The sequence below is a fragment of the Geodermatophilus sp. SYSU D00698 genome, assembly GCF_054050335.1.
Window position 1 is genome coordinate 11,763 of the sequence record NZ_JBJGZD010000023.1, and the last position, 26,240, is coordinate 38,002.

The window sequence follows — 26,240 nt, forward strand, 5'->3', positions numbered from 1 at the left end:
TCGCGCTGGGACTGGTCAGCAGTCCTGCGGATCCGCCTCAGCGTGCCGGAGAGGTCGAAGTCGGTCACGGGGGCAGCCTGCAGCGGCTGACCGGATGCCGGCGTGCGGCATGTGCTCCTGTGGAAGCTCGTGCTCTGCCCCCGACTGGGGGCAGAGCACGAAGGTGGGGCCTGCTCGATGGGTTTCGTGTGCTTGTGCTCTGGTCCGTATCGGGGGCAGAGCACTACTTCCCTCGGGAGGTGCACTGCCCGGGCCGGCACGGGCGGAGCCGGGAGCGCGCGGAACGGCCGGTCGGACCCGTGGGCGCGGTGCGCCGGGGCCGGCCGGTCGCGCCGGTGTGGCGTCCGGGAGCTCAGAACTCCCGGCGGCGGCGGAGGCGGAGAGGACGGCCGTCGGGGTCGTCGACCAGGCGGTACAGCGGCGTCGCCCACAGGCGGGTGGGCAGCGTCAGCCGCTCGGGGCGGTGGTGCCGCAGCCGGCCGCGAGGACGGGGTCCCCGGCGGCCCCCGTCGTACCAGGCGTCGAGCGCGTCGGCCGCGGCGTCGAGGGTCGCGACGAAGGCGGCCGGGTCGAGCAGGTCGGCGTCCTCGCTGCCGTCCTCGGCCCGGTCGGTGTGCTCGCGGGCGAGCACCAGCCGCAGGTCGCGGGCGAAGGTCCGGGCGCCGTCGCCGGTGCCGGCCGGGTCGCGCGGCTCGCGGGGGTCGAGGGTGGTGTCGAGGACGGCGGAGGACAGTTCGCTGTCGTGGGTCCAGGAGCGGCGGTTGAAGTTGTCGCTGCCCACGCTGGCCCACACGTCGTCGACCACGCACACCTTCGCGTGCACGTAGACCGGCGTCCCCTCGTGGTTCTCGACGTCGTACACGTGCACCCGGTCCCGGCCGGCCCGGCGGCACATCTCGATCGCCTGCCACCGCCCCACGTACTGCGGCCGCTGGGCGATCGCGCCGTCCTGGTCGGGCACCCGCGGCACGACGACGACCAGGTGCAGGTCGGGGTGCTCGCGCAGCGCGTCGGCGAACAGCTCCGCCACCTCGCCCGACCACATGTACTGGTCCTCGAGGTAGATCAGCCGCCGCGCCCGCCGGATCGCCTTCGAGTAGCCGCGGGCGACCGACCGCTCGCCGTCGGGGGCGAAGTCGTAGCGCGGCCGGATCGCCGGGTAGGTCCGCAGGTTCTGCACCAGGTGCGGCCCCGCGGGCGGCGGGGGCGGCAGTTGGGGCGGCAGCGGGTCGGCGAACATCCGGCTGCGCCGCAGCCGGTCGACGAGGTGCGCGATCGGGTTGCCCGAGTCGGGGTCGGTGGGGTCGTCCCACCGCTCCCGGAACACCGTGTCCACGGCCGCGACCGCCGGGCCCCGGACCATCAGCTGCACGTCGTGCCAGGGCGGGGTGGGGCCGTACGCCGCGGCCATCGGCAGCGTCTGCGGGTCACCGCGGTGGTCCGCGTCGTCGCGGCGGCTGTGGCACAGGTCGATCCCGCCGACGAAGGCGACGTCCTGCGTGGCGTCCTGGTCGTGCCGGCAGACGACCAGTTTCTGGTGGTGGCTGCCCATCCGGCGCACCCGCTGGTCGAGCACCACCAGACCGCCGCCGTCCTCGACCTCCCGGTCCAGGGCCCGGTTCTCACGGGCGCTGAACGACAGCCAGTCCACGTGCGAGCGCCAGACCAGGCCGCGGACGGTCACCCCGCGGCGCACCGCCTCGGTGAACAGCTGGGCGACGGTCGGCCCGCCGGGGCGCAGCTCCTCGTCGGGGTCGCCGCGCCAGTCGGTGAAGAAGAGGTGGTCGCCCTCGTCGAGCCCCTCCACGCACTCGACCAGCCGGTCGAAGTAGGCGGCGCCGTGCACCAGCGGCTCGGCGAGGTTGCCCTCGGTCCAGGCCGGCAGCGCCGTGGCCGCGTTGCCCCGCTCCTCGGCACTGAGCAGCCAGTCCTCGGGAGCGGTCACCCGGTGATCACATCGCCCGCGGCGGCCGGACGCAACGGGACCGCGCCGGGCTGATTCACGGGGGAGGAGGCCGGCATCGGTAGCCTGTGGACCCGTGGCCCTCGTCGTGCAGAAGTACGGTGGCTCCTCCGTGGCCTCCGCCGCCCACATCAAGCGCGTCGCGGAGCGCATCGTCGCGGAGAAGAAGGCCGGGAACGACGTCGTCGTCGTGGTCTCGGCGATGGGCGACACCACCGACGAGCTGCTCGACCAGGCCGCGCAGATCACCGACGACCCGCCCGGCCGCGAGCTGGACATGCTGCTCACCGCGGGCGAGCGCATCTCCATGGCGCTGCTGGCCATCGCGATCAGCACGCACGGCTACGAGGCCCGGTCGTTCACCGGCTCGCAGGCCGGGGTGATCACGACCTCCAGCCACGGCAAGGCGCGGATCATCGACGTCACGCCCGGCCGGCTGCGCTCGGCGCTGGACGAGGGCTCGGTCGTCATCGTCGCCGGGTTCCAGGGCGTCAGCCAGGACACCAAGGACGTCACCACGCTCGGCCGCGGCGGGTCGGACACCACCGCGGTCGCCGTCGCCGCGGCGCTGCGGGCCGACGTCTGCGAGATCTACACCGACGTCGACGGCGTCTTCACCGCCGACCCGCGGATCGTCCCCAACGCCCGGCGGCTGGAGACGGTCACCTACGAGGAGATGCTCGAGCTCGCGGCCTCCGGCGCGAAGGTGCTGATGCTCCGCTGCGTCGAGTACGCCCGCCGCTACGGCATCCCGGTGCACGTCCGCAGCTCCTACTCACAGCTCCCCGGCACCGTGGTGACCGGCTCGATGGAGGACCTCAGCGTGGAACAGGCGATCATCACCGGCGTCGCGCACGACCGCAGCGAGGGCAAGATCACCGTCTACGGCGTCCCGGACCGGCCGGGCGAGGCCGCGCAGATCTTCCGCGTGCTGGCCGACGCCGAGATCAACATCGACATGATCGTGCAGAACGTGTCGGCCGAGGCCAGCAAGCTCGCCGACATCTCCTTCACGCTGCCCAAGAGCGACGGCCCGGCCGCGATCGCCGCGCTGGAGAAGGTCAAGCACACCGTCGGCTACAGCGACGTCCGCTTCGACCAGCACATCGGCAAGGTGAGCCTGGTCGGCGCCGGCATGCGCAGCCACCCCGGCGTCTCGGCCCGCTTCTTCGGCGCCCTGGCCGACGCCGGCGTCAACCTCGAGCTCATCAGCACCTCGGAGATCCGCATCTCCGTGGTCTGCCGCGACACCGACGTCGACCTCGCCGTCCGCGCGGTGCACGACGCCTTCGACCTCGGCACCGACGAGGAGGAGGCCGTGGTCTACGGAGGGACCGGACGATGACAACCTTCTCCAGCGACGGCCTGCGGGTCGGGATCGTCGGCGCCACCGGCCAGGTCGGCGCCGTCATGCGCCGGATCCTCGGCGAGCGGCAGTTCCCGCTCGCCGAGCTGCGGTTCTTCGCCAGCGCCCGCAGCGCCGGCAGCACCCTGCCCTGGAGCGACGGCGAGATCACCGTCGAGGACGCCGCCACCGCCGACCCGTCCGGGCTCGACGTCGCGCTGTTCTCCGCGGGCGCGAGCACCTCGCGGGCGCAGGCGCCGCGGTTCGCCGAGGCGGGCGTGACCGTCGTCGACAACAGCTCCGCCTGGCGCCGCGACCCCGACGTCCCGCTCGTCGTCGCCGAGGTCAACCCGCACGCGCTGGCCGAGATCCCCAAGGGGATCGTCGCCAACCCGAACTGCACCACGATGGCCGCGATGCCCGTGCTCAAGCCGCTGCACGACGAGGCGCAGCTGGTCCGGCTGGTCGCCAGCACCTACCAGGCGGTCTCCGGCAGCGGCCTGGCCGGCGTCGAGGAGCTCGACGGGCAGGTGAAGGCGGTCGTCGACAAGGCCGCCGAGCTCACCCACGACGGCGCGGCGGTGGCCTTCCCCGAGCCGCAGAAGTACGTGCGCCCGATCGCGTTCAACGTGCTGCCGCTGGCCGGCAGCGTCGTCGACGACGGCTCGCTGGAGACCGACGAGGAGCAGAAGCTCCGCAACGAGAGCCGCAAGATCCTCGGCATCCCCGACCTGCGCGTCTCGGGCACCTGCGTGCGGGTGCCGGTCTTCACCGGCCACTCGCTGTCGCTGAACGTCGAGTTCGCCCGGCCGCTGCCGGTCGCCCGCGCCACCGAGCTGCTCACCGGGGCGCCGGGCGTGCAGCTCACCGACGTCCCGACGCCGCTGCAGGCCGCCGGCCAGGACCCCAGCTACGTCGGGCGCGTCCGGCAGGACCAGGGCGTCGACGACGACCGCGGACTGGTGCTGTTCGTGAGCAACGACAACCTGCGCAAGGGCGCGGCCCTGAACACCGTCCAGATCGCCGAGCTGCTGCTCCGGCGCTGAGCGGAGTGGCACCCGTCGGCCGTCCGGGGGCCGGGTGGCGGGTCGCCGCGCAGGTCGCCGTCGTCCTCGGGCTGGCGGTGCTCGCCGGGCTGGTCTCGGCGCTGGGGCCCAACGACCCCTGGCACAACTGGTTCGACCTGCGGGTGTACGACGGCGCCGTCGAGTGGTGGCGCTCGGGTCGGCCGCTCTACGACTACACCTTCGGCCGCACCGACTACGGCTTCACCTACCCGCCGTTCGCGGCGCTGGCGGTGCTGCCGATGACGCTGCTGTCGATCGAGGCGGTCGCGGCCGTGCACGCCGGGCTCAACCTGCTGGTGCTGGCCGGGGTCACCGCGTGGCTGGTCGTCCCGCCGGCCCGCCGGCGCGGGTGGCCGCCGGCGTTCGCCGTCGCGGCCGCGCTGCCGGTGGTGTTCGTGCTCGAGCCGGTGCGGGAGACGATCGGCTTCGGCCAGGTCAACCTGCTGCTGCTCGCGCTGGTGCTGGCCGACGTCGCCGCGCTGCGCCGCGGGTGGCGGTGGGCCGGCGCCGGCATCGGCCTGGCCGCCGCGTTCAAGGTCACGCCCGGGCTGTTCGTCGTGTACCTGCTGCTGACGCGGCGCCGGCGGGCGGCGGCGGTCGCCGCCGGCACCGCGGCGCTCGCGACCGGGCTGGCGTTCGCCGTCGCGCCGGCGACGTCGTGGCGGTTCTTCACCGGGACGCTGTGGCAGACCGAGCGGGTCGGCCGGCTGGACAAGACCTCCAACCAGTCGCTGCTCGGCGGGCTGGCGCGGCTCACCGACCCCGCGCAGCCGCCGCGGCTGCTGTGGCTGGTCCTCGCGGTCGCCGTCCTCGCGCTGGTGCTCACCCGCGCGGTGCGGGCCGCCCGGGCCGGTGACGACCTGGCCGGCGTGGCGCTCACCGGCCTGGCCGCCTGCCTGGTCAGCCCGATCGCCTGGTCGCACCACTTCGTCTGGCTGGTGCCCGCGCTGGTCGTCCTCGTGGACGTCGCCGCCGGCAGCCCGGCGGCGCCGGGGCGGCTGTCCGGGCGCCGGGCCGCCGCGGCGCTCGCCGTCGTCACCGGGCTGGTGCTGGCGTCGTCGTCGATCTGGTTCGCCGAGGCCGACACCGGCCACCACCACGACCTCGGCGTCCCGGGGCTCGTGGTCGAGGACCTCTACCTGCTGACGACGCTCACCGTCGTCGCCCTGCTCCCGGCCCGCGTCACGGCCGGACGTGCCGCAGCGCGAACGACAGCGCCGTCTCGACCTGCCGGATCGTCTCCTCGATGACCAGCGAGCCGTGGCCGGCGTCGAAGCGGTACACCTCGTGCGGGTGGCCCAGCCGCTCCAGCTCGGTGAGGTAGTTCTCGATCTGCCGGATCGGGCAGCGCGGGTCGTTGGCCCCGGCGACGACGAGCACCGGCGCCCGCACCTGCTCGACGTAGGTGATCGGCGAGGACCGCACGAAGCGCTCGTGCACCTCGTCGGGGGAGCCGCCGAACAGCGCCCGGTCGTAGGCCCGCAGGCCCTCCATCTCGTCCTCGTAGGCGGCCAGGTAGTCGGCCACCGGGACCTCGGCGATGCCCGCGGCCCAGCGCTCGGGCTGCGTGCCCAGGCCCAGCAGGGTGAGGAAGCCGCCCCACGAGCCGCCGGTCAGCACCGTCCGCGCCGGGTCGAGGAAGCCCTCGGCGGCCAGCGCGTCGTAGACGGCGGCGACGTCCTCGAGCTCGGTGAGCCCGGGCCGGCCCGTCAGCGCGTCCCGCCAGGCGCTGCCGTAGCCGGTGGAGCCGCGGTAGTTGACGTGCACGACCGCGTAGCCGGCGTCGACGTAGGCGGCGCGGCGGGCGCGGTAGGAGTCGTCGTCGGCGGACTCGGGGCCGCCGTGCACCAGGAACGCCGTCGCGTACGGCGCCTGCCCGGCCGGCCGGACGACGAGCGCGTGCACGTCCCCGCCCGGGCCGGACACCCAGCGGTCCTCGACGGGGTGCGCGGCCGGTGGCTCCTCGCCGGGCGCGGCGAGCACCACCGGCCCGTCGGCGCGGCGGATCACCGGCGGGCGCTCCGACGACGACCAGGCCAGCTCCACGGTCCCGTCCGGGCGCGCGGTGGCCCCGCGGACGACGCCGGACGGGGTGTCCAGCCGCTCCAGCTCACCCGTGGCCAGGGCGTAGCGGTACAGCTCGCTGCGGGCGGCGTGGTCGTGGCCGACCAGCAACGCCGACCCGTCCGCGTACCAGCCGGCGGTCACGTCGCCGGGCAGGTCGAGCACGATCTCGGTCTCGGTGTCGGCCGCGACGTCCCAGACCAGCAGCTCCTCCCGGCCGCGCCGCTCGTGGCCGACCAGCAGCCGCCGGTCGCCGGGCAGCGGGGCGAACTCCAGCGCGTGCAGGCCGCGGCCCTCGCCGTCCCACTTCTCGGCCACCACCGAGTCGTCGGCGGTCCGCAGCACCCGCAGCGCGGGGTAGCGCGGGTCGCCGTGCTCGGAGTGCGAGATGACCAGCAGCTCGTCGTCGAGGGTGAGGGCGTCGACCGAGGCGGGGTCCTCGTGCCGGTAGACCACCCGCGGCGTCCCGCCGGCAGGCGCCAGCCACAGCTCGCTGCCGTCGTCGGTGGACCGGCCGATCGCCACGAGCGAGGAGCCGATCTCCAGTCCGGCCGGGTAGGCCGGCCCGACCTCCGGGACGGCGACCCGGTCCTCGCCGCCCGCGAACGGCTGCACCATCCAGACGCCGAACTCGTCGCCGTCGGTGTCGGCGAACCACCAGATCGTCTCGCCGTCGGGGGACAGCGTGCCGATCAGCGTGCCGTTGGGCCGGTCGGTGGCCTGGCGGTGCGCGTCGGTGGTGCGGTCCCACGCGTACTGCTCGACGACGCCGCTGACGTCCGAGGCGTACAGGCAGCGCTGCGGCGCGTGCAGCGCCCAGTCGGGCAGGCTGACACGGGGCGCGCGGAAGCGGGCCTGCCAGCGGGCGGTGACCTCCGGGGACAGGACGGGGGCGCTCACCCGCTCATCTTCCCCCGGCGCCCGCACCGGCCGGCTGCCCGCCCCGGGAGCCGCGGCCGGCCCGCCCGGCCATCACCCGCGCCTGCTCGGCCGCGGCCTCGGCGGCGGCGTCGCGGACGTCGCCGATCAGCAGCTCCAGCACGTCCTCCAGCGCCACCAGGCCCACGGTGCGCCGCTCCCCTCCGCCGGCGTCCACCACGCCGCCGAGGTGGGCGCCCTGCGCGCGCATCTCCGACAGCACCTCGGGCAGCCCGGTGCCGGGCGCGATCGGCACCAGCCGGTTGACCTGCTCGTCGGGGATGGGCCGGTCGCGCCCGGCGGCGTCGATGCCCAGCACGTCCTTGACGTGCACGAAGCCGACCAGCGACCCGTCCTCGCCCTGCACCGGGTAGCGGCTGAAGCCGTGCTCGGCGACGACGGCCTCCAGCTGCCGCGGCGTGGTGGAGCGCGGCACCGTGACGACGGTGTCCATCGGCAGCAGCACGTCCTCGACGGTGTGCTGCTCGAAGGTGAGCGCGCCGGCCGCCAGTGCGCTGACCTCGGTGCCCAGCAGCCCCTCGCGCCGCGACTGGGTGATCATCGAGCGGATCTCGGCCTCGTCGAAGCTGGCCGCCACCTCGTCGGTGGGCGTGACGCCGAACAGCCGCACGAAGCCGTTGGCCGTGGTGTTGAAGAACCAGATGACCGGCTTGAGCAGCCGGGTGAAGGTGGCCAGCGGCGGGCCGAGCGCGATCGCCGCGCGGTCCGGCCCGGCGATCGTGATGTTCTTGGGCACCATCTCGCCGAGCACCATGTGCAGCACGGTCACCAGCGCCAGCGCGATGACCAGCGCGATCGGGTGCAGCAGCGCGTCCGGCACGTGGAGCGCGTGCAGCGGCGCCTCGATGAGGTGGGCGACCGCGGGCTCGCCGACGGCGCCCAGGCCCAGCGAGCACAGCGTGATGCCCAGCTGGGCGCCCGCCATGTTCTGCGACACGTTGCGCATCGCGGCGAGCGTCCTGGCCGCCCGCGCGGAGCCCTCCGCGACGCGCGGCTCGATCTGGTCGACCCGCGCGGACACCAGCGCGAACTCGGCGGCCACGAAGAACGCGTTGCCCAGCAGCAGGCCGACCAGGATCAGCAGGCTGACGACGTCGCTCACGCCGCCGCCTCCTGCCGCACCCGCGAGGCCGTGGCGCCCGGGGGCAGCACCACCGTCCGCTCGGCCAGGATCCGCGCGACCCGGCGGCCGTCGAGGCTCTGCACGGTCAGCCGCGCGCCGTCGAACTCGACGCAGTCGCCGGCCTCGGGCAGCCGCTGCAGCCGCTCGGCGAGGAAGCCGGCCAGTGTCTCGTACCGCCCCTCGGGCACCGCGATGCCGGTGCGGTCGAGCACCTCGTCGGGGCGCAGCAGCCCGGACAGCACCCACCGCACGTCGTCGACCCGGCGCATGGTGCGCAGCGGCCGGTCGGTCTCGTCGGTGATCTCCCCGACCAGCTCCTCCACGATGTCCTCCAGCGTCACCACGCCGTGCGTGGCACCCCACTCGTCGACCACCAGCGCGATCTGCAGGCCCTGCTCGCGCAGCAGGTCCAGCAGCCGCTCCAGCCGCAGGGACGAGGGGACGGCCAGCACCGGGTCGGCCAGCTCCCCGGCGGTGCGGCGACCCCGCTCGGCCTCCGGGACGGCGACCGCGCGCTTGACGTGCACCACCCCGGTGACCTCGTCGAGGTCGGAGCCGTAGACCGGGAAGCGCGAGTTGCCCGACTCGGTGGCCGCGGCGATGACGTCGGCGGCGGTGGCGCTGGCGCGCAGCGTCCACAGCCGGGTCCGCGGCGTCATGACGTCGGTGGCGTACTTGGCGCGCAGGCCCAGCGAGCGCTCGAGCAGGCGGGCGGCCACGGGGGAGAGGTCGCCCTCGGCCGCCGACCGGCGGGCCACCGCGGCCAGCTCCTCGGCGCCGCGGGCGGAGTCCAGCTCCTCGCGGGGCTCGAAACCCAGCCGGCGCACGATCGCGTTGGCCAGCCGCTGCAGCGAGTTGACGACGACGCCCGCGACCGCGGTGAACGCCCGCATCCCCGGCGCCACGACCTTCGCGATGCCCAGCGGGTCGGCGATGGCCAGGTTCTTCGGCCCGAGCTCGCCGAGCAGCATCTGCAGCGTCGTCGCCAGGGCCAGCGCCAGGCCGTAGGAGACGCCCGTGGCCGCCGCCTGGGACAGGCCGAGCGCCTCGAGCGGGCCGTGCAGCAGCTGGCCGATCGCGGGCTCGGCCAGGTAGCCGACGACGAGCGTCGTCAGCGTGATGCCGAGCTGGGCGGCCGACAGCTGGGTCGACAGGGTCCGCAGCGCGGTCGCCACGCCGCCGGCCCGGGAGTCGCCCGCGCGGGCGGCCTCCTCGACGCGGCCGCGGTCGACCGTCGTGAGGGAGAACTCGGCCGCGACGAAGAAGCCGGTGAGTGCCGTGAGCACCACGGCGGCGAGGAGGAGCAGCCACTCGGTCATCGGGTCCGACGGTGCCCGCTGCGGACCGGACTCAACCGGAACGGCCCCGGAACGGTCGAGGGGGCCGCCTCCCGGCGGCCCCCTCGACTGGAGTCGGGGTGACAGGATTTGAACCTGCGGCCTCGTCGTCCCGAACGACGCGCGCTACCAAGCTGCGCCACACCCCGGTGCCTCGACCACTGTACCGTCCCGTTCCCGTGGCCCCTCTGCAGGGTCCCGCCGCGCGCCTGCCGGTGGCGGGGGGCAGAGGGGTCCCTCCTCAGGCCGGCCGCGCCGTCAGCGTGAGCAGGGTCGCCTCGGGCGGGCAGGCGAACCGGGCGGGCGCGTAGGGGCTGGTGCCCAGGCCCGCCGAGACGTGCAGCCAGGTGCCGTTCGGCCGCCCCGGCGCGGGCTCGGCCCAGCGGTGCAGCCAGCGGACCCGGTCCCGGTCGATGCCGCAGTTGGTGACCAGCGCGCCGTAGAACGGCACCCGCAGCTGCCCGCCGTGGGTGTGGCCGCACAGCAGCAGGTCGTAGCCGTCGGCGGCGAAGCGGTCGAGCACCCGCGGCTCGGGGGAGTGGACGACCCCGATGCGCAGGTCCGCCGCCGGGTCGGCCGGGCCGGCGACGGCGTCGTAGTCGTCCCGCCGGATGTGCGGGTCGTCGCAGCCGGCGAACGCGATCCGCCGGCCGGCGACGGTCAGCTCCCCGCGGGCGTTGGTGAGGTCCAGCCAGCCGCGGCCGGTCAGCCCGTCGCGCAGGTCGCGCCAGGGCAGCTCGGTGCCGTGCACCCGCTTGTCGGGACGGGTGAGGTAGCTGAGCGGGTTCTTCGGCCGCGGCCCGAAGTAGTCGTTGGACGAGGTGACGAAGGCCCCGGGCCGGTCCAGCAGCGGGTCCAGCGCCTGCAGCACCGTCGGGACGGCGTCGGTCCCGGCCAGGTTGTCCCCGGTGTCGACGACGAGGTCGGGCTCGAGGCCGTCCAGCGCCGCCACCCAGTCGCGCTTGGAGCGCTGCCCGGCGGTCATGTGCAGGTCCGACAGGTGCAGCACGGTCAGCGGCGCCGAGCCGGGGGCCAGCACCGGGACGTCGAAGCGGCGCAGCGTCCAGCGGTTGCGCTCGTACAGCGACGCGTAGGCGACCGTGGAGGCGCCCGCCGCGAGGGTGGCCGTGGGCAGGGCGGTGTACCAGCGCACGGGCCCGAGCCTACGGGCCGTGATCGGCCCCGGCGGCCGGGACGGAGGGCGTCGTGCCAGGCTGGGGGCGTGTCTGACCTGAAGGACCGGCTGCGCGCCGACCTCACCACCGCCATGAAGAGCCGCGACGAGCTGCGCACCGCGACGCTGCGGATGGTGCTCGCGGCGGTCAGCGCGGAGGAGGTCGCGGGCAAGGAGGCCCGGGAGCTGTCCGACGACGAGGTGCTCGCGGTGCTGCGGCGCGAGGCCAAGCGGCGCCGCGAGGCGGCCGAGGCGTTCGACGGGGCCGGCCGTGCCGAGCAGGCCGGCCGCGAGCGCGCGGAGGGCGAGGTGGTGGCCGCCTACCTGCCCGCCCAGCTCGACGACGCCGACCTCGCCGCGATCGTCGCCGACGCGATCACCCGCACCGGCGCGAGCGGCATGAAGGACATGGGCCGGGTCATGGGCGCCGCCAACGCGGCCGTCGCCGGCCGGGCCGAGGGCGCCCGGGTGGCCGCGGAGGTCCGCCGCCAGCTCGGCTGACCCGCGGCCGCCGCCGGGGGCGGGCCGGCCGCGGGGGCGGCCTCAGTTGCCGCCGCGGCCGCCGTTGCCACCGCCCCGGTTGCCGTTGCCGGGCCGGCCGTCCGCGTCGCCCTGGCCGGCGTCCGCGTCGCCCCGGCCGGCGTCGCCCTGGTCGGGCGTCGCCGTCCCCTGGTCGGGCGCCGGGGCGCTCGGCGCCGGCGCGGGCTGCCCCTGCATCAGCGCGGGGTCGGCCGGCGGGAACGCCGAGGTGGGCTTGTCGGCGAGGAAGGGCGCGAAGGCGTCGTGCCAGATGGTGGCCGGCATGTTGCCGCCGTAGCCGCCGACGTCCTGCTGCTCCTTGGGGTTGAACACCATCACGCTGGCCGCGTACTCGGGCATGACGCCGACGAAGGCCACCGAGTCCCGGCCCTGCGCGGTACCGGTCTTGCCGGCGATCGCGTGACCCGGGATCGCGGCCCGGGTGCCGGTGCCCTCGGGGCTGGCGGTGTCGCCGACCAGGATGTTGGCCAGCGTGTTGGCGATGTTCGCCGGGATCGCGTTCGGCGTGCACTGGTCGCCGCGGACCACGGGCTGGCCGTCGTCGCCGGTGAGCGGCTGGCCGGCGCGGTCGAAGACCTGGACCACCGGGATCGGGTCGCACTGCGTGCCCTGCGCGGCCAGCGTGGAGTAGGCGGTGACCAGGTCCAGCGGGCTGGTGGCCTCGGCGCCGAGCGTGAACGAGCCGAAGTTGCCGTCGATGATCTCGTCGGCGGAGTTCTGGGTGGGCTGGTCGAAGCTCATGCCCATCCGCTCGGCCATGCGCACCGGGCCCTCGACGCTGCCCAGCCGGTCCTCCAGCGCGAGGAAGTAGGTGTTCGACGAGCGGACCAGCGCGCCGACCATGTCGAGGGTGTCGGGGTAGTTGCCGGCGTTCTCCACGCAGTACATGCCGGTCGACTGGGACCGGTCGCCGCCGCAGGAGGGGCCGCGGAAGACCCGCGAGGTGTACTGGTTGCCCGGCGTGCTGATCACGGTGCTGGCCGGGATGCCGGCCTCCAGCGCCGCGGCGGCGGTGAACACCTTGTAGGTCGAGCCGGAGCCCTTGCTGGCCGCCGTGTGCAGGACGACGGACTCGCACTGCGGGTCCGCGCAGCCGTACTGCCGGTTGACGCTCATCGCCAGGACCGCGCCGGTGCCCGGCTGCACGGCGGTGAACATGCCGGCGAGCTGGTCGCCCATCGGCAGGGTGTTGAGGACCGCCTGGTCGCCGAGGGTCTGCAGCTGCGGGTTCAGCGTCGTCTGGATGGTCAGGCCGCCGTTGTCCAGCTGCTCCTGGCTGATGCCGAGGACCTGGGTCAGGTACTGCTGCATGAAGGCGCAGAAGAACCCGCCGATCGCGGCGTCGATGCAGCCGTTGGGCGGGCTGATGCCCGGCGCCACCTGCACCGGCTCGGCCATGAGCGCGGCGAGCTGCTCCTCGGTCGTCCCGTCGAGGTGGCCGAGGTCGAACATCCGCTGCAGCACCTGGTTGCGGCGGGTCTGGCCGTTCTCCGGCTGGGTGATCGGGTCGTCGTTGGTCGGGCTCTGCACCAGCCCGGCGAGCATCGCCGCCTGGGGGAGGGTCAGGTCGGCGGCGTTGACGCTGAAGTACTTCTGGGCGGCGGCCTGGATGCCGTAGGCGCCCTGCCCGAAGTACACGATGTTCAGGTAGCGGGTGAGGATCTCGTCCTTGGGGTAGGTCTCCTCCAGCGCCAGGGCCAGCCGGGCCTCGCGCAGCTTGCGGGACAGGCCCTCGACGCCGTCCTGCTCGATGGCCTCCTGCCGCTCCTCGGCGCTGTCGGCGGTCTCCAGCAGGGTCTGCTTGACCAGCTGCTGGGTGATAGTCGAGCCGCCCTCCTGCACCGAGCCCGCGGCCACGTTGGTCACCGCGGCGCGCAGCGTGCCCTGCACGTCCAGGCCGTTGTGGTCGTAGAAGCGGGAGTCCTCGATGTCGACCAGCGCCTGCTTCATCACGTCGGCGATCTGGTCGGACGCCACCACCGTGCGGTCGTGGGCGTAGAAGTTGGTGATCAGCGAGCCGTCGGCGGCGAGGACGCGGGAGTTGCCCGCGGGCGTGGCGTCGGTGAGCTCCACCGGCAGCGCGTCGAGCAGCGACGCGGAGTTGCGTGCCACCAGCCCGCTCCCGCCGACCAGCGGGAAGAGCAGGCCGGCGACGAGCGCGCCGGCCACGACGATCATCGCGACGAGCTTGCCCAGGACTCGGGCACGGGAGGCAGCAGACATCGCTGCCAATGTACGGGGCCGGGGTGGCCCGGCCGGGTGATCAGGCGCGGCGCGCGGGCAGCACGCGGGTGCGCGGCACACCCGTCGGCGTGTCGTCGTCGGGACCGGTCAGCGCCTCGGCCATGGTGCGCAGCCCGTCGAGGTCGTGGACGTCGCCGGCGGCCGCCGGGACCGCCCGCATCGCCACCTCCGGGTGGGCGCTGGTGAACCGGTCGGCCAGCCGCTGCTCGCGGGCGGCCACGGTCATCCGCTCGGCGTGCACCCGCAGGGCGCCGGCGGCCAGCGCCGCGGCCGGGTCGCCGTCCCCGTTCTCCGCGGCGGCCTCGGCGGCCGCCTCGGCGCGGGTGGCCGACAGCCGCGTGCTCGCCGGCGGGTGGGTGCGGTTGAGCACCAGCCCGGCCAGCGGCATCCCCTCGGCCGAGAGCCGGTCGACGAAGTAGGAGGCCTCCCGCAGCGCGTCCGGCTCCGGCGTCGCGACGACGACGAACCAGGTGCCCGGGCGGCGCAGCAGCTCGTAGGTGGCGGTGGCCCGCTCGCGGAAGCCGCCGAACATGGTGTCCAGCGCGGTGACGAACGCGGAGATGTCGCGCAGCAGCTGGCCGCCGAGGACCTTGCTGATGATCCGGGTGAAGAACACCAGCCCGGCGCTGGCGACGCGCAGCCCGGCCCGGCCCCCGGCGCGGGCCGGCGCGGTGAGCAGCCGGATCATCGTGCCGTCGAGGAACCGGCTCATCTTGTTGGGCGCGTCGAGGAAGTCCAGCGCCGACCGGGACGGCGGGGTGTCGACGACGATCAGGTCCCAGGTGTCGGCCGCCCGCAGCTGGCCCAGCTTCTCCATCGCCATGTACTCCTGCGTCCCGGAGAACGACGAGGACAGGGTCTGGTAGAAGGGGTTGGCCAGGATCTGCTCGGCCCGCTCGGGCGTCGAGTGTGCGGACACGATGTCGTCGAACGTCCGCTTCATGTCCAGCATCATCGCGTGGAGCTCGCCCGCGGCCCCCGGGACGTCGACCCGCCGCGGCTCGTTGTCCAGCTCCACGAGACCCAGCGACTGCGCCAGCCGGCGGGCCGGGTCGATGGTCAGGACGACGACGCGGCGGCCGGCCTCCGCGGCGGCCAGGGCGAGCGCGGCCGACGTCGTCGTCTTGCCGACCCCGCCCGAGCCGCAGCAGACGACGATCCGGGTGTCGCGGTCCTCGATCAGCGAGGCGAGGTCCATCGGCGGTGCGTGCCGGTCGGTCGCCGGCGACGCGGCGGCGCGGGCCGCGCTCACGCCGCCACCTCCGCGCCGAGGTGCTCCTCGAGCCGGTCGGCCAGCTCGAACAGGCAGCCGAGGTCCATCGGCCCGGGCAGCAGCGGCAGCTCCACCGTCGGCCGGTCGAAGGACTCCACCCGGGCGCGCAGCGCATCCTGCGCCGCCCACCGCTGCGCGTGCTCGACCGCCTCCGCGGCCAGCGCGTCGGCCAGCGCGGGGTCGGCGGGCAGGCCCGCGGCGGTCAGCCCGGGCACGAGGTCGGCGCCGGTGACCGCACCCTCGGCGGCCCGCACCAGCGCCGGCTCGGGCAGCACCGGCTCGGTGGCCATGTTCACGATCACCGAGCCGACGGGCAGCTTGGCCTCGGTCAGCTCGGCGATGGCGTCGGCGGTCTCCTGCACCGGCATGTCCTCGAGCAGGGTCACCAGGTGCACCGCCGTCTGCGGGGAGCGCAGCACCGCCATGACGCCGTCGCTCTGCGTCTTGATCGGGCCGGAGCGCGCCAGGCCCGCCATCTCGCTGGTGACGTTGAGGAACTTGGTGATCCGCCCGGTCGGCGGGGCGTCGACGACGACCGCGTCGTAGACCCGCCGGCCGTCCCTGCGCCGGGTCACCGCCTCCTTGATCTTCCCGGTGATCAGGACGTCGCGCAGGCCCGGGGCGATCGTCGTGGCGAAGTCGACGGCGCCCATCTTGCGCAGCGCGCGGCCGGCGCGGCGGAGGTTGTAGAACATCTCGAGGTACTCGAGCAGGGCCTCCTCGACGTCGATCGCGAGCGCTCGCACCTCCCCGCCGTGGCGGGTGACCGCGACCCGGCGCTCCTCGTAGGGCAGCGGCGGGGTGTCGAAGAGCTGGGCGATGCCCTGGCGGCCCTCGCACTCCACGAGCAGGACGGTGCGGCCCTCCGAGGCCAGGGCCAGGGCCAGGGCGGCGGCGACGGTGGTCTTGCCGGTCCCGCCCTTCCCGGTGACGACGTGGCAGCGCACGGGGAAGTCGGGGCTCACCCTGACCAGCCTAGGAGCACTCCGGGGACCACGGCCCGTCGCGGGCGAAGCGCACCCGCCGCCGGCCCCCCGGCGCTGCGCTAGCGTCGTCCCCCATGAGTGATCCGGCCCGCCGCAGGTGGGAGTACGCCACCATCCCGCTGCTGATCCACAACACCAAGGCGATCCTCGACTCGTGGGGGACCGACGGGTGGGAGCTGGTGACGGTGCTGCCCGGGCCGACCGGCCCCGAGCAGCCGGTCGCCTACCTCAAGCGCCCGCTGGCCTGAGGCGCCCGCGATGACGCAGGGGATGCAGGCCCAGAGCTGGCACGCGCGGCTGGCCGAACTCGGCATCCGGCTGCCCCCGGTGGCCGCGCCGGTCGCCTCCTACGTGCCGGCCGTGCGCACCGGGGACCTGGTGTTCACCTCCGGCCAGCTGCCGTTCGTCGACGGCGGGCTGCGGCGCACCGGCAAGGTGGGCGGGTCCGTCGACCCCGAGGACGCCGCCGCCGACGCCAAGCTGTGCGCCCTCAACGCGCTGGCCGCCGTCGACGACCTGGTCGGGCTGGACCAGGTGGCCCGGATCGTGCGCGTCGTCGGCTACGTGGCCAGCGCGGAGGGCTTCAGCGGCCAGCCGCGCGTGGTCAACGGCGCCAGCGAGCTGCTCGGCAAGGTCTTCGGCGAGGCCGGCCGGCACGCCCGCAGCGCGATCGGCGTCGCCGAGCTGCCGCTGGGCGCGCCGGTGGAGATCGAGCTGACCGTCGAACTGCGCGGATGACGGCGATCCGCCCGGCGGCGACGGTCCTGCTGCTCCGCGACGGCGCGGAGGGCCTCGAGGTCCACCTGCTGCGCCGCACGCGCGGGATGCCCTTCGCCGGGGGGATGACCGCCTACCCCGGCGGCGGGGTGGACCCGCGCGACGGGGACACCGCCGTCGCCTGGGCCGGGCCGCCGCCCGCCGAGTGGGCGCAGGCGCTGGGCTGCGACGAGCGGGTGGCCCGGGAGCTGGTGTGCGCCGCCGTCCGCGAGACCTTCGAGGAGGCCGGCGTCCTGCTGGCCGGCTCACCCGACGGCAGCGACGTCGTGCCGGACGTGTCCGGGGACGACTGGGAGGCCCAGCGGCAGGCGCTGCTCACCCGCGAGCTGTCGCTGGCCGAGCTGCTGGCCGGGCGCGGACTGGCGCTGCGGGCGGACCTGCTGCGGCCGTTCGCGCACTGGATCACCCCCCCGCAGGAGACCCGCCGCTACGACACCCGCTTCTTCGTCGCGGCGCTGCCGGTGGGGCAGGAGGCCCGCGACGTCTCCGGGGAGGCCGACGAGGCCAGCTGGCTGACGCCGGAGGCAGCGCTCACCGAGATGCGCGCCGGCACCCGGCCGATGCTGCCGCCCACGATCCACACGCTGCGCCAGCTGTCGGCCTTCCCCGACGTGGCGGCCGCGCTGGCCGGGTCCCCGCCGGAGCCGCTGCACCCGATCATGCCCGAGCTGCGGACCACGCCCGAGGGACGCTTCGCCGAGCTCCCCGACGGCACCCGCATCGGCCTGGTCGTGCCGCTCCCGTCCTAGTGCCCTGAACGCGAGAGGCCCGGGACCGTGACGGTCCCGGGCCTCTCGCGTTCGGTCGTCAGCGCGCGCGGCGGCGGAGGCGGTCCTCGTCGAGGACGACGACCGACTTGCCCTGCAGCTGGATCCAGCCGCGGTGCACGAAGTCGGCCAGCGCCTTGTTGACCGTCTCGCGCGAGGCGCCGACCAGCTGGGCCAGCTCCTCCTGGGTCAGGTCGTGCTTGACGCGCAGGCCGTCGGCCTCGCGGCTGCCGAACCGGTCGGCCATCTGCAGCAGCGCCTTGGCCACGCGGCCGGGGACGTCGGTGAAGATCAGGTCGGCCACCGAGTCGTTGGTGCGGCGCAGCCGGCGGGCGAGCACGTGCAGCAGCCGCTCGCCGACCTCCGGGTGCGCCTCGATCCACGGGCGCAGCACCGACTGCGGCATCTTGGCCAGCTTGACGTCGGTGACCGCGGTGGCCGTGGCCGTGCGCGGGCCGGGGTCGAACACCGACAGCTCGCCGAACTGGTCGGAGGGGCCCATGACGGCCAGCACGTTCTCGCGGCCGTCGGGGGAGCGCCGGGACAGCTTGATCTTGCCGCTCAGCACGATGTACAGGCTGTCGCCCGGCTCGCCCTCGTTGAACACGACCCGACCGCGGGGCAGGGTGATCGTCTCCAGACGGCTGGCGACGGGGTCGACGGCGTCCTCCGAGAGTCCCTGGAAGAGCCCCGACTGGGCCAGCACCTCGTCCACCACGATTTCTCTCCACCCCACCGTTCCGCGCTCGACCTGCGGGGCGTCGGCCCCGCATCCGTACGGAGTCTAGGCGGCTGTGCGCACGGTCACCCGTTCGGAGACACGCGGGGTGACCCACCGGGGTGAGGAACGGCCCCGGGAGCGACGCGGTGTGAGGGTCTAGACCAGCGGTTCGGTGCTCTGGCGGACCCGCGACCGACGGCGGCGGCGCCAGCGCGCCATCGCCCGGCGGATGCCGGAGGCGGCCAGCGTGTCCACCTCGCCCGGGGTCGCCGACTCGAGGAACTCGGCCACCTCGCGCGGGGACGTCGGACGGCGGAGGGGCTCCTCGACGCGTTCCATGACCAGCAGGAACGCGATGACCATCGGGGGGAAGAGGATGACGATGAGCGCGACCACGTCACCTCCCGGGTCCGGTCGCTGCTGAGCGGGCCTGTACAGCCATGGTGGCACGGCCCGGAGGGTGTCGCCGGTGACGCATACCCTCGACCGCGTGTCCACGCCGGCCTACGCCCGCCCCGCTGCGCGCCGTGCTCCCGCCCGACGTCCGGCCGCCGTGCCCTTCGACCCGGACGAGACGCCGCTGGCCCGCACCCGCCGCGCCCGCCGGATGGCCCGTGAGCTGGCCGTCATCCACCCCGACGCGCACTGCGAGCTCGACTTCACCAACGCCTTCGAGCTCCTCGTGGCCACCGTGCTGTCGGCGCAGACCACCGACAAGACGGTGAACAAGGTCACGCCGGCGCTGTTCGCGAGGTACCCCGACCCCGTGGCGCTCGCCGGGGCCGACCGGGCCGACCTCGAGGAGATCCTCAAGCCAACCGGGTTCTTCCGCGCCAAGGCCAACTCGGTGCTCGGCCTGGCCCAGGCGCTGGTCGAGCGCTTCGACGGCGAGGTGCCCGGCCGCATGGCCGACCTGGTCACGCTGCCCGGCGTCGGCCGCAAGACGGCGAACGTCGTCCTCGGCAACGCCTTCGGCGTCCCGGGGCTGACCGTGGACACCCACTTCGGCCGGCTGGTCCGCCGCTTCGGCTGGACCGCCGAGGAGGACCCGGTCAAGGTCGAGGCCGAGGTCGCCGAGCTGGTCCCCAAGCGCGACTGGACCCTGTTCAGCCACCGCGTGATCTTCCACGGCCGGCGCGTCTGCCACGCCAAGAAGGCCGCCTGCGGGGCGTGCGGGCTGGCCCGCTGGTGCCCGTCCTACGGCATCGGCCCCACCGACCCCGAGGCGGCGATGAAGCTGGTCAAGACGCCCGCGGCGTCGGACACCGAGTGAGCGCCCGGCGCGCGGCCGCGCTGCTGGCGCTCGGGGTGCTGCTGTCGTCGTGCACCGCCTCGGCCGACGAGCCCGAGGCGCCCGAGCGGGCCACCGTCGCGGAGACGCGGACGGACCTGGCGGCCTGCCCGGAGCAGCCCGGCACGCCGGCCGCCGACGGCGACCTGTCCGGCGTCGCGCCGATCGAGTGCTTCAGCGGCGGCACCCTCGACCTCGGCCGCGCCCCGGGCGTGCCGACCGTGCTGAACCTGTGGGCGAGCTGGTGCGGCCCGTGCCGCGAGGAGCTGCCGCTGGTGCAGCAGCTCGCCGACGCCGCCGGTGACCGCGTCCGGGTCGTGGGCGTGATCAGCCAGGACGGCGTCCCGCAGGCGGCGTCGTTCGCCGAGGACGCCGGCGTGACGATCCCCGGCGCCTTCGACGGGCACGGCGAGGTCGCCGCGGCGCTCGGGCTGCGCGGCCTCCCGCACACGGTGTTCCTCGCCGCCGACGGGTCGGTGGTCTCCGTGCGGACCGGCGCGGTCGAGTCCCTCGACGAGCTGCGCGCCCTGGTCGCCGAGCACCTCGGGGTGCAGCTGTGACCGGGCTCCTGCCCGGCGCCGACACCACCGGCCTGCCGGACTACCTGCTTCGGCTGGTGGCCGCGGCGGCCGACCTCCCGCTGCGCCACCGCACGCAGGCGGCCAGCGACACCGCGCGCCGGTCCGCGGTGCTCGTCCTGTTCGGCGAGGGCCCGCGCGGCGCCGACGTCCTGCTCATCGAGAAGTCCGCGCTGCTGCGCACGCACGCCGGGCAGCCGGCGTTCCCCGGCGGCGGCGCCGACCCGGGGGAGGACTACCCGGTGGGCACCGCGCTGCGGGAGGCGCAGGAGGAGGCCGGCGTCGACCCGGACGGCGTCCGGGTGCTCGCCACGCTGCCCGAGCTGTTCCTCGGGCCGTCGGACAACCTCGTCGTCCCGGTCGTGGCGTGGTGGGACGACCCGCGCGACGTCGCCGTCGGCGACCCGCGGGAGGTGGCCCGGGTGGCCCGGGTGCCGCTGGCCGACCTCACCGACCCGGTCAACCGGTTCCGCGTGCGCCACCCGGCGGGGTACGTCGGCCCGGCGTTCGGCGTGGCCGGGATGGTCGTGTGGGGCTTCACCGCGGCGCTGCTGGACGCCGTCCTCGAGGCCGCGGGCCTCGCGCGGCCCTGGGACGTCCGCGACGTGCGCCCGCTGTCGGCGGCCGGTGCGCGGCCGGCGGCCGCGCCCGGGGCGCTGGGGGAGGGCGGCGCCGAGGACGCCGCCGCGCCGACGGTGGCCGACGGCACGACCGGGGACGCCGCGACAAGTACGGTTCCGCGGCGATGAGCAGGATCTGGACGCGCCGCCTCCCGGCGGCGCTGACCGGCGCGGTGCTGGCGGCCGGGGTGCTGGCCGGCTGCGGCTCCGGCGACGACGGCGGCGGTGCCGCGGCGCCGTCGAGCCCCGACGCGTCGCTCGGCACGGTCACCACGGCCGAGGACGGCGTCCAGGAGGTCACGATCCAGACGCCGGACGACTACGTGTTCGTCCCCGACACCTTCACCGTGGCGCCGGGGCGGGTCCGGCTGACCGTGCAGAGCACCGCCACGCAGGCCACCCATAACTTCCGCTTCACGCCCGGCGCCGGCGCCGAGGAGATCCCCGAGGAGATCCCGCTGCTGGCCGCGGGCGAGACGGAGACCATCGAGTTCGAGGTCACCGCCCCCGGCGACCACCCGTTCGAGTGCAGCTTCCACGTCCAGCTGGGCCAGACCGGCGTCATGACGGTGCGCGGCTGACCCATGTCGCTGGTCGACCTCGTCCTCATCGCGCTGGCCCTGGTCTTCGCCTTCTCCGGCTTCCGGCAGGGCCTGCTGGTGTCGGCCACCTCCTTCCTCGGCTTCCTCGGCGGCGCGGTGCTCGGCGCCCAGCTGTCCGGGCCCGTCGCCGACCGGCTCGACGGCTCGCCGGTCACCCGGGTGTTCGCCGCGCTCGTCGTCGTCCTGGCGGGGGCGCTGCTCGGGCAGGTGCTGGCCGGGGCGATCGGGCGGGCGGTGCGCCGCCGGGTCACCTGGGAGCCGGCCGAGGTGCTCGACTCGGTCGCCGGCGCCGTGGTGTCGGCGATCGCGGTGCTGCTCGTGGCGTGGATGGTCGCCACCCCGCTGGCCACCGCGCCGTTCCCCGGGCTGGCCGGGCAGGTGCGCAAGTCGGCGCTGGTGCAGGCGGTGGACCGGGCCGTGCCCGACGGCGTCCGGGCGGTCTACGACTCGCTGCGCGAGGCGATCGACCGGCGCGGGCTGCCCGACGTCCTGGACCCGCTCACGCCGACCCAGGCCCGCGAGGTCGAGGCGCCGGACGCGACGCTGGCCGCGAGCCCGGTCGTCGGGCAGGTGCAGGGGTCGGTCGTGAAGATCAGCGGCATCGCGCCGTCGTGCTCGCGGCAGATCGACGGCTCCGGGTTCGTCTACGCGCCCGGCCGGGTGATGACCAACGCGCACGTGCTCGCCGGCGTGGACGCCCCGGTCGTCGAGGCCGAGGGCGAGGAGTACGAGGCGACGCCGGTGTACGTCGACGAGGAGGTCGACGTCGCGGTGCTCGCCGTCCCGGACCTCCCGCAGGTGCCGCTGGCCTTCGCCCCGCAGGTCGCCGGCACCGGCGACGACGCGATCATCATGGGCTACCCGGGTGGCGGGGGGCTGTTCATCGGCCCGGCGCGCGTGCGCGACGAGGGCCCGATCAGCGGCCCGGACTTCCGCGACACCCGCACCGTGCAGCGCGACGTCTACGCGCTCTACGGCGAGGTCCGCGCCGGCAACTCCGGCGGGCCGCTGTTCGACCCGGCCGGGCAGGTCCTCGGCGTCGTGTTCGCCTCGGCGATCGACGACCCCTCCACCGGCTACGCGCTCACCGCCCAGCAGGTCGCGCCCGCCGCCACCGCCGGCGCCAATGCCACCGCCGAGGTCGACACCGGCCCGTGTGAGTGAAGGACCCCGCTGCCCCTCCACCGCTCGCCGGCCCGTGGTGGGCCCCTGCGGCGGGGCCGCCGCTGACCGGGAGAGGCCGTCAGCCGGCCGCCCAGCCCGCGATCGCCGCCGTGACCTCGGTGGTGGCCTCCTCGGGCGGGAAGTGGCCGATGCCGGGGAGCTCGCGCCACTCGTAGGCGCCGGCCACGTAGCGGCCCGAGCCGCGGGCGGTCCGCGGCAGCAGCAGCGGGTCGGCGTCGCCGTGCAGTTGCAGCGTCGGGGCGGTGACCGGCGCGGCCATGCGGCGGGCGTAGCGCAGCCCGTCCGGCCGCAGCTGGGAGCGCCCGGCCCAGCGGAAGTACTCCATGGACCCGTAGGCCGCCTGCGGGATCCGCGCCGCCGACCGGTACCGCTCGACGGCCTCGGCGAAGTCGGCGGTGTGCGTCCAGTCCCGCCCGGCCCAGTTGCGCAGGAACTCGGCGACCGGGTCGTCGTCGGTGCGGGTGAGCCGCCGCTCGGGCAGCCGCGGCACCTGGAAGCCCAGCACGTGCCGCAGCGCCCGCCGCTGGGCGGGGTCGCGCAGCCCGGTGCGCAGCAGCCGCGGGTGGGCCATCGAGACGACGACGAGGCGGCGCACGCTGCGCGGGTGCAGCGCGGCCATCGTCCAGGCGACCAGCCCGCCCCAGTCGTGCCCGACGACGACGGCGTCCCGCTCGCCGAGGGCGCGGACCAGCGCCGCGACGTCGTCGGCCGCCGTCGGCAGGTCGTAGCCGCGCGGCGGCTTGTCGCTGGCGCCGTAGCCGCGCAGGTCCGGCGCGACCGCCCGGAAGCCGGCGGCGGCGAGGACCGGCAGCTGCGCGCGCCAGGTCCACCAGAACTGCGGGAACCCGTGCAGCAGGAGCACCAGCGGGCCCTCGCCGGCCTCGGCCAGGTGCAGCCGGACGCCGTTGGCCGAGACGTCGCGGTGGATCCAGGAGCCGGGCAGCAGGACGCTGGTGGCGTCGGGACGCTCGTCGGCGGGAGCGCCGCCGGACCTCGCGGCGCTCAGACCAGGTAGGTGTCGGGGGAGCGCCGCTCGACGCGCCCGTTGCTCACCGTCGGCAGCGCACGGCGACGCTGGCCCGGCTGCTCGCGGTGCATGACCTCGGGCAGCTCGCGCAGCGACTCCAGGGTCCGCTCCGGCTTGTCGATCCGCTTGATCATGCGCACGCCGACCAGTGCGGCGAGGCCGGCGATCAGCAGCAGGCCCGCGGTGACGATGAGGTAGGAGACCCAGCGGGGCAGGCCCAGCCAGGTGAACAGCTCGGCGAGCATGATGAACAGGAAGATACCGGCGAAGGCCACGAGCACGCCGGCGGCGGCGAACAACCCGCCGCTGATGCCGGCCTTCTTCGCCGAGCGGCCGATCTCGGCCTTGGCCAGTTCGATCTCCCCGCGGATCAGCGTGGAGACGTCGGCCATGGCGCTCTGCACCAGCACGCCCACGGAGGGGTCGGCGCTGACGGCATGCCGCCCGGCGGGCTGGGTGGTCGACGCGCTGTGGGCCACGGGGGCTCCTCCCTGGTCGGACTGGTCGGACGGCCGCGGACGGCCTGGGGAGGATCTTGCCCCGTCACCGCCCGGATCACGCACCCGGAACCCGATCGGGCGCCCGGGACGCGGGAGGCCCTCCGCACGTCCTGCGCGCCAGGACGTGCGGAGGGCCTCCGGTGCCTCAGTCCTCGGAGCCGCTGGTGGCGGGCAGCTTGTCCTTGATCAGGTTCATCACCGAGGAGTCGGTCAGCGTGGTGACGTCACCGAGCTCGCGGTTCTCGGCCACGTCGCGCAGCAGCCGCCGCATGATCTTGCCCGAGCGGGTCTTGGGCAGCTCCTGGACGACCATGATCTGGCGCGGCTTGGCGATCGGCCCGATGTCCTTGGACACGTGCGTGCGCAGCTGCTGCACCAGGTCCTCGCCGGAGTCCTGGGCCGACCCGCGGAGGATGACGAACGCGACGATGCCCTGCCCGGTGGTCGGGTCCGACGCGCCGACGACCGCGGCCTCGGCGACGGCGGGGTGGGCGACCAGCGAGGACTCGACCTCGGTGGTGGAGATCCGGTGACCCGAGACGTTCATGACGTCGTCGACCCTGCCGAGCAGCCAGATGTCGCCGTCGGCGTCCTTCTTGGCCCCGTCGCCGGCGAAGTAGACCTCCTTGCCGAACCGCGACCAGTAGGTGTCGACGTAGCGGTCGTCGTCGCCCCAGATGGTGCGCAGCATCGACGGCCAGGGCTTGGTGAGGACCAGCAGGCCGGTGCTGTCGTCGCCGAGCTCGTTGCCCTCGTCGTCGACGACCCTGGCCGAGATGCCGGGGAACGGCGTCTGCGCCGAGCCGGGCTTGAGGTCGGTGACGCCGGGCAGCGGCGTGATCATGTGCGCGCCGGTCTCGGTCTGCCACCAGGTGTCGACGATCGGGCAGCGGCCGCCGCCGATGTTCTGGTGGTACCAGAGCCACGCCTCGGGGTTGATCGGCTCCCCGACCGAGCCGAGCACCCGGAGCGAGGTGAGGTCGAAGCCGGCGGGGATGTCCTCGCCCCACTTCATGAAGGTCCGGATCACCGTCGGGGCGGTGTAGAGGATCGAGACGCGGTACTTCTCGATCAGCTCGAACCAGCGGCCGCGGTGCGGGGTCTCCGGGGTGCCCTCGTACATGACCGACGTCGCCCGGTTGGCGAGCGGCCCGTAGACGATGTAGCTGTGGCCGGTGACCCAGCCGACGTCGGCGGCGGTCCAGTAGACGTCGGTGTCGGGCTTGAGGTCGAAGGTCGCCCAGTGCGTGTAGGCGACCTGGGTGAGGTAGCCGCCGGAGGTGTGCAGGATGCCCTTCGGCTTCGCCGTCGTCCCGGACGTGTACATGATGTAGAGCGGGTGCTCGGCGTCGAAGGCCTCGGGCGTGTGCTCGGGCGACTGCCGGTCGACGACGTCGTGCCACCACAGGTCGCGACCCTCGGTCCACTCGACGTCCTGCTCGGTCCGCCGGACCACCAGCACGTTGCGGACGCCCTCGGTGCGGCTGACGGCGTCGTCGACGGCGGGCTTGAGCGCGCTGGGCGCCCCGCGCCGGTAGCCGCCGTCGGCGGTGACCACCAGGACGGCGCCGGCGTCGGTGATCCGGCTGGCCAGTGCGTCGGCGGAGAAGCCGCCGAAGACGACCATGTGGACGGCGCCGATGCGGGCGCAGGCCAGCATCGCGACGATCGTCTCGGGGATCATCGGCATGTAGATGGCGACCCGGTCACCGGCCTGCACACCGAGCTCGAGCAGCGCGTTGGCCGCGCGGCAGACGTCCTCGGTGAGCTGGGCGTAGGTGATCGTGCGGGTGTCGCCCGGCTCGCCCTCCCAGTGGTAGGCGACCTGGTCGCCGTGGCCGGCCTCGACGTGCCGGTCCAGGCAGTTGTAGGCGACGTTGAGCTTCCCGCCGACGAACCACTTGGCGAACGGCGGGTCGGTCCAGTCGAGGACCTCGTCCCAGTCCTGCGTCCAGCTCAGCCGGCGCGCCTGGGTCTCCCAGAACGCCAGCCGGTCGGACTCGGCCTGCTCGTACACGTCCGGGCCCACGTTGGCGGACGCGGCCAGCTGCTCCGGCGCCGGGAACCGGCGGCCCTCCGACCCGGTCGACTCGCTCACGTGTGCTCCCTCCGTCTCG

Annotated in this window: 25 protein-coding genes and 1 tRNA gene; 12 read left to right on the forward strand and 14 right to left on the reverse strand. The window is 74.9% G+C overall.

Annotation, left to right across the window (positions count from 1 at the left end):
- Nucleotides 1–352 precede the first annotated feature (352 nt).
- Nucleotides 353–1,945 carry a phospholipase D family protein gene (locus tag ACI8AB_RS18455; protein ID WP_456951314.1) on the reverse strand — a complete coding sequence of 531 codons (1,593 nt, stop codon included), beginning with the start codon at nt 1,943–1,945 and terminating at the stop codon, nt 353–355.
- 94 nt (nt 1,946–2,039) lie between these two features.
- Between ACI8AB_RS18455 and ACI8AB_RS18460 the strand changes: the two genes are divergently transcribed.
- From ACI8AB_RS18460 to ACI8AB_RS18470, 3 genes are read left to right on the forward strand one after another with little or no spacing between them, the layout of a single operon-like run.
- On the forward strand, nt 2,040–3,308 hold the full coding sequence (locus ACI8AB_RS18460) for an aspartate kinase (protein WP_387987449.1): 1,269 nt from the start codon (nt 2,040–2,042) through the stop codon (nt 3,306–3,308).
- Entirely contained in the window at nt 3,305–4,354 is a 1,050-nt protein-coding gene (locus ACI8AB_RS18465) for an aspartate-semialdehyde dehydrogenase (protein WP_456951315.1), read from the forward strand. Before ACI8AB_RS18460 ends, ACI8AB_RS18465 begins: the two co-directional genes overlap by 4 nt.
- 5 nt (nt 4,355–4,359) lie before the next feature.
- Complete coding sequence (locus ACI8AB_RS18470; RefSeq protein ID WP_456951316.1) at nt 4,360–5,625, forward strand: glycosyltransferase 87 family protein; 1,266 nt, start codon at nt 4,360–4,362, stop codon at nt 5,623–5,625.
- Here ACI8AB_RS18470 and ACI8AB_RS18475 read toward each other — a convergent pair.
- The 5 genes from ACI8AB_RS18475 to ACI8AB_RS18495 all read right to left on the reverse strand — a co-directional run bounded on the left by ACI8AB_RS18475 (nt 5,558) and on the right by ACI8AB_RS18495 (nt 10,991).
- Nucleotides 5,558–7,339, reverse strand: coding sequence for a prolyl oligopeptidase family serine peptidase (locus tag ACI8AB_RS18475; protein WP_456951317.1), 1,782 nt, complete (start codon nt 7,337–7,339; stop codon nt 5,558–5,560). The two genes, ACI8AB_RS18470 and ACI8AB_RS18475, sit on opposite strands and share 68 nt — an antisense overlap.
- A 4-nt stretch (nt 7,340–7,343) precedes the next feature.
- On the reverse strand, nt 7,344–8,480 hold the full coding sequence (locus ACI8AB_RS18480; RefSeq protein ID WP_456951318.1) for a hemolysin family protein: 1,137 nt from the start codon (nt 8,478–8,480) through the stop codon (nt 7,344–7,346).
- Nucleotides 8,477–9,820 carry a hemolysin family protein gene (locus ACI8AB_RS18485; RefSeq protein ID WP_456951319.1) on the reverse strand — a complete coding sequence of 448 codons (1,344 nt, stop codon included), beginning with the start codon at nt 9,818–9,820 and terminating at the stop codon, nt 8,477–8,479. The genes ACI8AB_RS18480 and ACI8AB_RS18485 overlap by 4 nt, the downstream gene beginning before the upstream one ends.
- A gap of 93 nt (nt 9,821–9,913) precedes the next feature.
- Nucleotides 9,914–9,987, reverse strand: a tRNA-Pro gene (locus ACI8AB_RS18490).
- A 92-nt stretch (nt 9,988–10,079) separates the two neighbouring features.
- Nucleotides 10,080–10,991 (reverse strand): metallophosphoesterase, encoded by a 912-nt coding sequence (locus ACI8AB_RS18495; protein ID WP_456951320.1) that lies wholly within the window; start codon nt 10,989–10,991, stop codon nt 10,080–10,082.
- A gap of 69 nt (nt 10,992–11,060) precedes the next feature.
- On the opposite strand from ACI8AB_RS18495, the gene ACI8AB_RS18500 reads away from it, so the two are divergent.
- Nucleotides 11,061–11,513, forward strand: coding sequence for a GatB/YqeY domain-containing protein (locus ACI8AB_RS18500; protein WP_387987435.1), 453 nt, complete (start codon nt 11,061–11,063; stop codon nt 11,511–11,513).
- Between the two features lie 42 nt (nt 11,514–11,555).
- On the opposite strand, the gene ACI8AB_RS18505 is transcribed toward ACI8AB_RS18500, so the two are convergent.
- From ACI8AB_RS18505 to ACI8AB_RS18515, 3 genes are read right to left on the reverse strand one after another with little or no spacing between them, the layout of a single operon-like run.
- Complete coding sequence (locus ACI8AB_RS18505) at nt 11,556–13,775, reverse strand: transglycosylase domain-containing protein (RefSeq protein WP_456951321.1); 2,220 nt, start codon at nt 13,773–13,775, stop codon at nt 11,556–11,558.
- A gap of 40 nt (nt 13,776–13,815) precedes the next feature.
- A complete protein-coding gene (locus ACI8AB_RS18510) occupies nt 13,816–15,048 on the reverse strand; it encodes an ArsA family ATPase (RefSeq protein ID WP_387987431.1) in 1,233 nt (410 codons plus the stop codon).
- The gene (locus tag ACI8AB_RS18515) at nt 15,045–16,034 is read right to left on the reverse strand and encodes an ArsA-related P-loop ATPase (protein ID WP_456951322.1); all 990 of its coding nucleotides are present in this window, start codon (nt 16,032–16,034) and stop codon (nt 15,045–15,047) included. Before ACI8AB_RS18515 ends, ACI8AB_RS18510 begins: the two co-directional genes overlap by 4 nt.
- 95 nt (nt 16,035–16,129) lie before the next feature.
- Between ACI8AB_RS18515 and ACI8AB_RS18520 the strand changes: the two genes are divergently transcribed.
- From ACI8AB_RS18520 to ACI8AB_RS18530, 3 genes are read left to right on the forward strand one after another with little or no spacing between them, the layout of a single operon-like run.
- Complete coding sequence (locus ACI8AB_RS18520) at nt 16,130–16,303, forward strand: hypothetical protein (RefSeq protein WP_387987427.1); 174 nt, start codon at nt 16,130–16,132, stop codon at nt 16,301–16,303.
- A 10-nt stretch (nt 16,304–16,313) separates the two neighbouring features.
- Nucleotides 16,314–16,793 (forward strand): RidA family protein, encoded by a 480-nt coding sequence (locus ACI8AB_RS18525; protein WP_456951323.1) that lies wholly within the window; start codon nt 16,314–16,316, stop codon nt 16,791–16,793.
- Nucleotides 16,790–17,581 (forward strand): NUDIX hydrolase, encoded by a 792-nt coding sequence (locus tag ACI8AB_RS18530; protein WP_456951324.1) that lies wholly within the window; start codon nt 16,790–16,792, stop codon nt 17,579–17,581. The genes ACI8AB_RS18525 and ACI8AB_RS18530 overlap by 4 nt, the downstream gene beginning before the upstream one ends.
- A gap of 58 nt (nt 17,582–17,639) precedes the next feature.
- Here the strand turns inward: ACI8AB_RS18530 and ACI8AB_RS18535 are convergent, their stop codons facing one another.
- Together ACI8AB_RS18535 and ACI8AB_RS18540 are read right to left on the reverse strand one after the other, a co-directional pair.
- A complete protein-coding gene (locus ACI8AB_RS18535) occupies nt 17,640–18,317 on the reverse strand; it encodes a Crp/Fnr family transcriptional regulator (protein WP_456903448.1) in 678 nt (225 codons plus the stop codon).
- Between the two features lie 159 nt (nt 18,318–18,476).
- Entirely contained in the window at nt 18,477–18,716 is a 240-nt protein-coding gene (locus ACI8AB_RS18540; RefSeq protein ID WP_387987421.1) for a hypothetical protein, read from the reverse strand.
- A 94-nt stretch (nt 18,717–18,810) separates the two neighbouring features.
- Between ACI8AB_RS18540 and nth the strand changes: the two genes are divergently transcribed.
- From nth to ACI8AB_RS18565, 5 genes are read left to right on the forward strand one after another with little or no spacing between them, the layout of a single operon-like run.
- Nucleotides 18,811–19,593: an endonuclease III gene (gene nth, locus ACI8AB_RS18545; RefSeq protein WP_456951325.1), complete on the forward strand. Its 783-nt coding sequence runs from the start codon at nt 18,811–18,813 to the stop codon at nt 19,591–19,593.
- Nucleotides 19,590–20,171: a TlpA family protein disulfide reductase gene (locus ACI8AB_RS18550; protein ID WP_456951326.1), complete on the forward strand. Its 582-nt coding sequence runs from the start codon at nt 19,590–19,592 to the stop codon at nt 20,169–20,171. Before nth ends, ACI8AB_RS18550 begins: the two co-directional genes overlap by 4 nt.
- Entirely contained in the window at nt 20,168–20,938 is a 771-nt protein-coding gene (locus ACI8AB_RS18555; protein ID WP_456951327.1) for an NUDIX hydrolase, read from the forward strand. Before ACI8AB_RS18550 ends, ACI8AB_RS18555 begins: the two co-directional genes overlap by 4 nt.
- The gene (locus ACI8AB_RS18560) at nt 20,935–21,390 is read left to right on the forward strand and encodes a cupredoxin domain-containing protein (protein WP_456951328.1); all 456 of its coding nucleotides are present in this window, start codon (nt 20,935–20,937) and stop codon (nt 21,388–21,390) included. Before ACI8AB_RS18555 ends, ACI8AB_RS18560 begins: the two co-directional genes overlap by 4 nt.
- Before the next feature lie 3 nt (nt 21,391–21,393).
- Complete coding sequence (locus tag ACI8AB_RS18565; RefSeq protein ID WP_456951329.1) at nt 21,394–22,575, forward strand: MarP family serine protease; 1,182 nt, start codon at nt 21,394–21,396, stop codon at nt 22,573–22,575.
- A 79-nt stretch (nt 22,576–22,654) separates the two neighbouring features.
- Here the strand turns inward: ACI8AB_RS18565 and ACI8AB_RS18570 are convergent, their stop codons facing one another.
- From ACI8AB_RS18570 to acs, 3 genes are all read right to left on the reverse strand, one after another.
- Nucleotides 22,655–23,458: an alpha/beta fold hydrolase gene (locus ACI8AB_RS18570; RefSeq protein ID WP_456951330.1), complete on the reverse strand. Its 804-nt coding sequence runs from the start codon at nt 23,456–23,458 to the stop codon at nt 22,655–22,657.
- 140 nt (nt 23,459–23,598) lie between these two features.
- Complete coding sequence (locus ACI8AB_RS18575) at nt 23,599–24,102, reverse strand: phage holin family protein (protein ID WP_456951331.1); 504 nt, start codon at nt 24,100–24,102, stop codon at nt 23,599–23,601.
- A gap of 166 nt (nt 24,103–24,268) precedes the next feature.
- Nucleotides 24,269–26,221 carry an acetate--CoA ligase gene (gene acs, locus ACI8AB_RS18580; protein ID WP_456951332.1) on the reverse strand — a complete coding sequence of 651 codons (1,953 nt, stop codon included), beginning with the start codon at nt 26,219–26,221 and terminating at the stop codon, nt 24,269–24,271.
- Between the last annotated feature and the right edge of the window lie 19 nt (nt 26,222–26,240).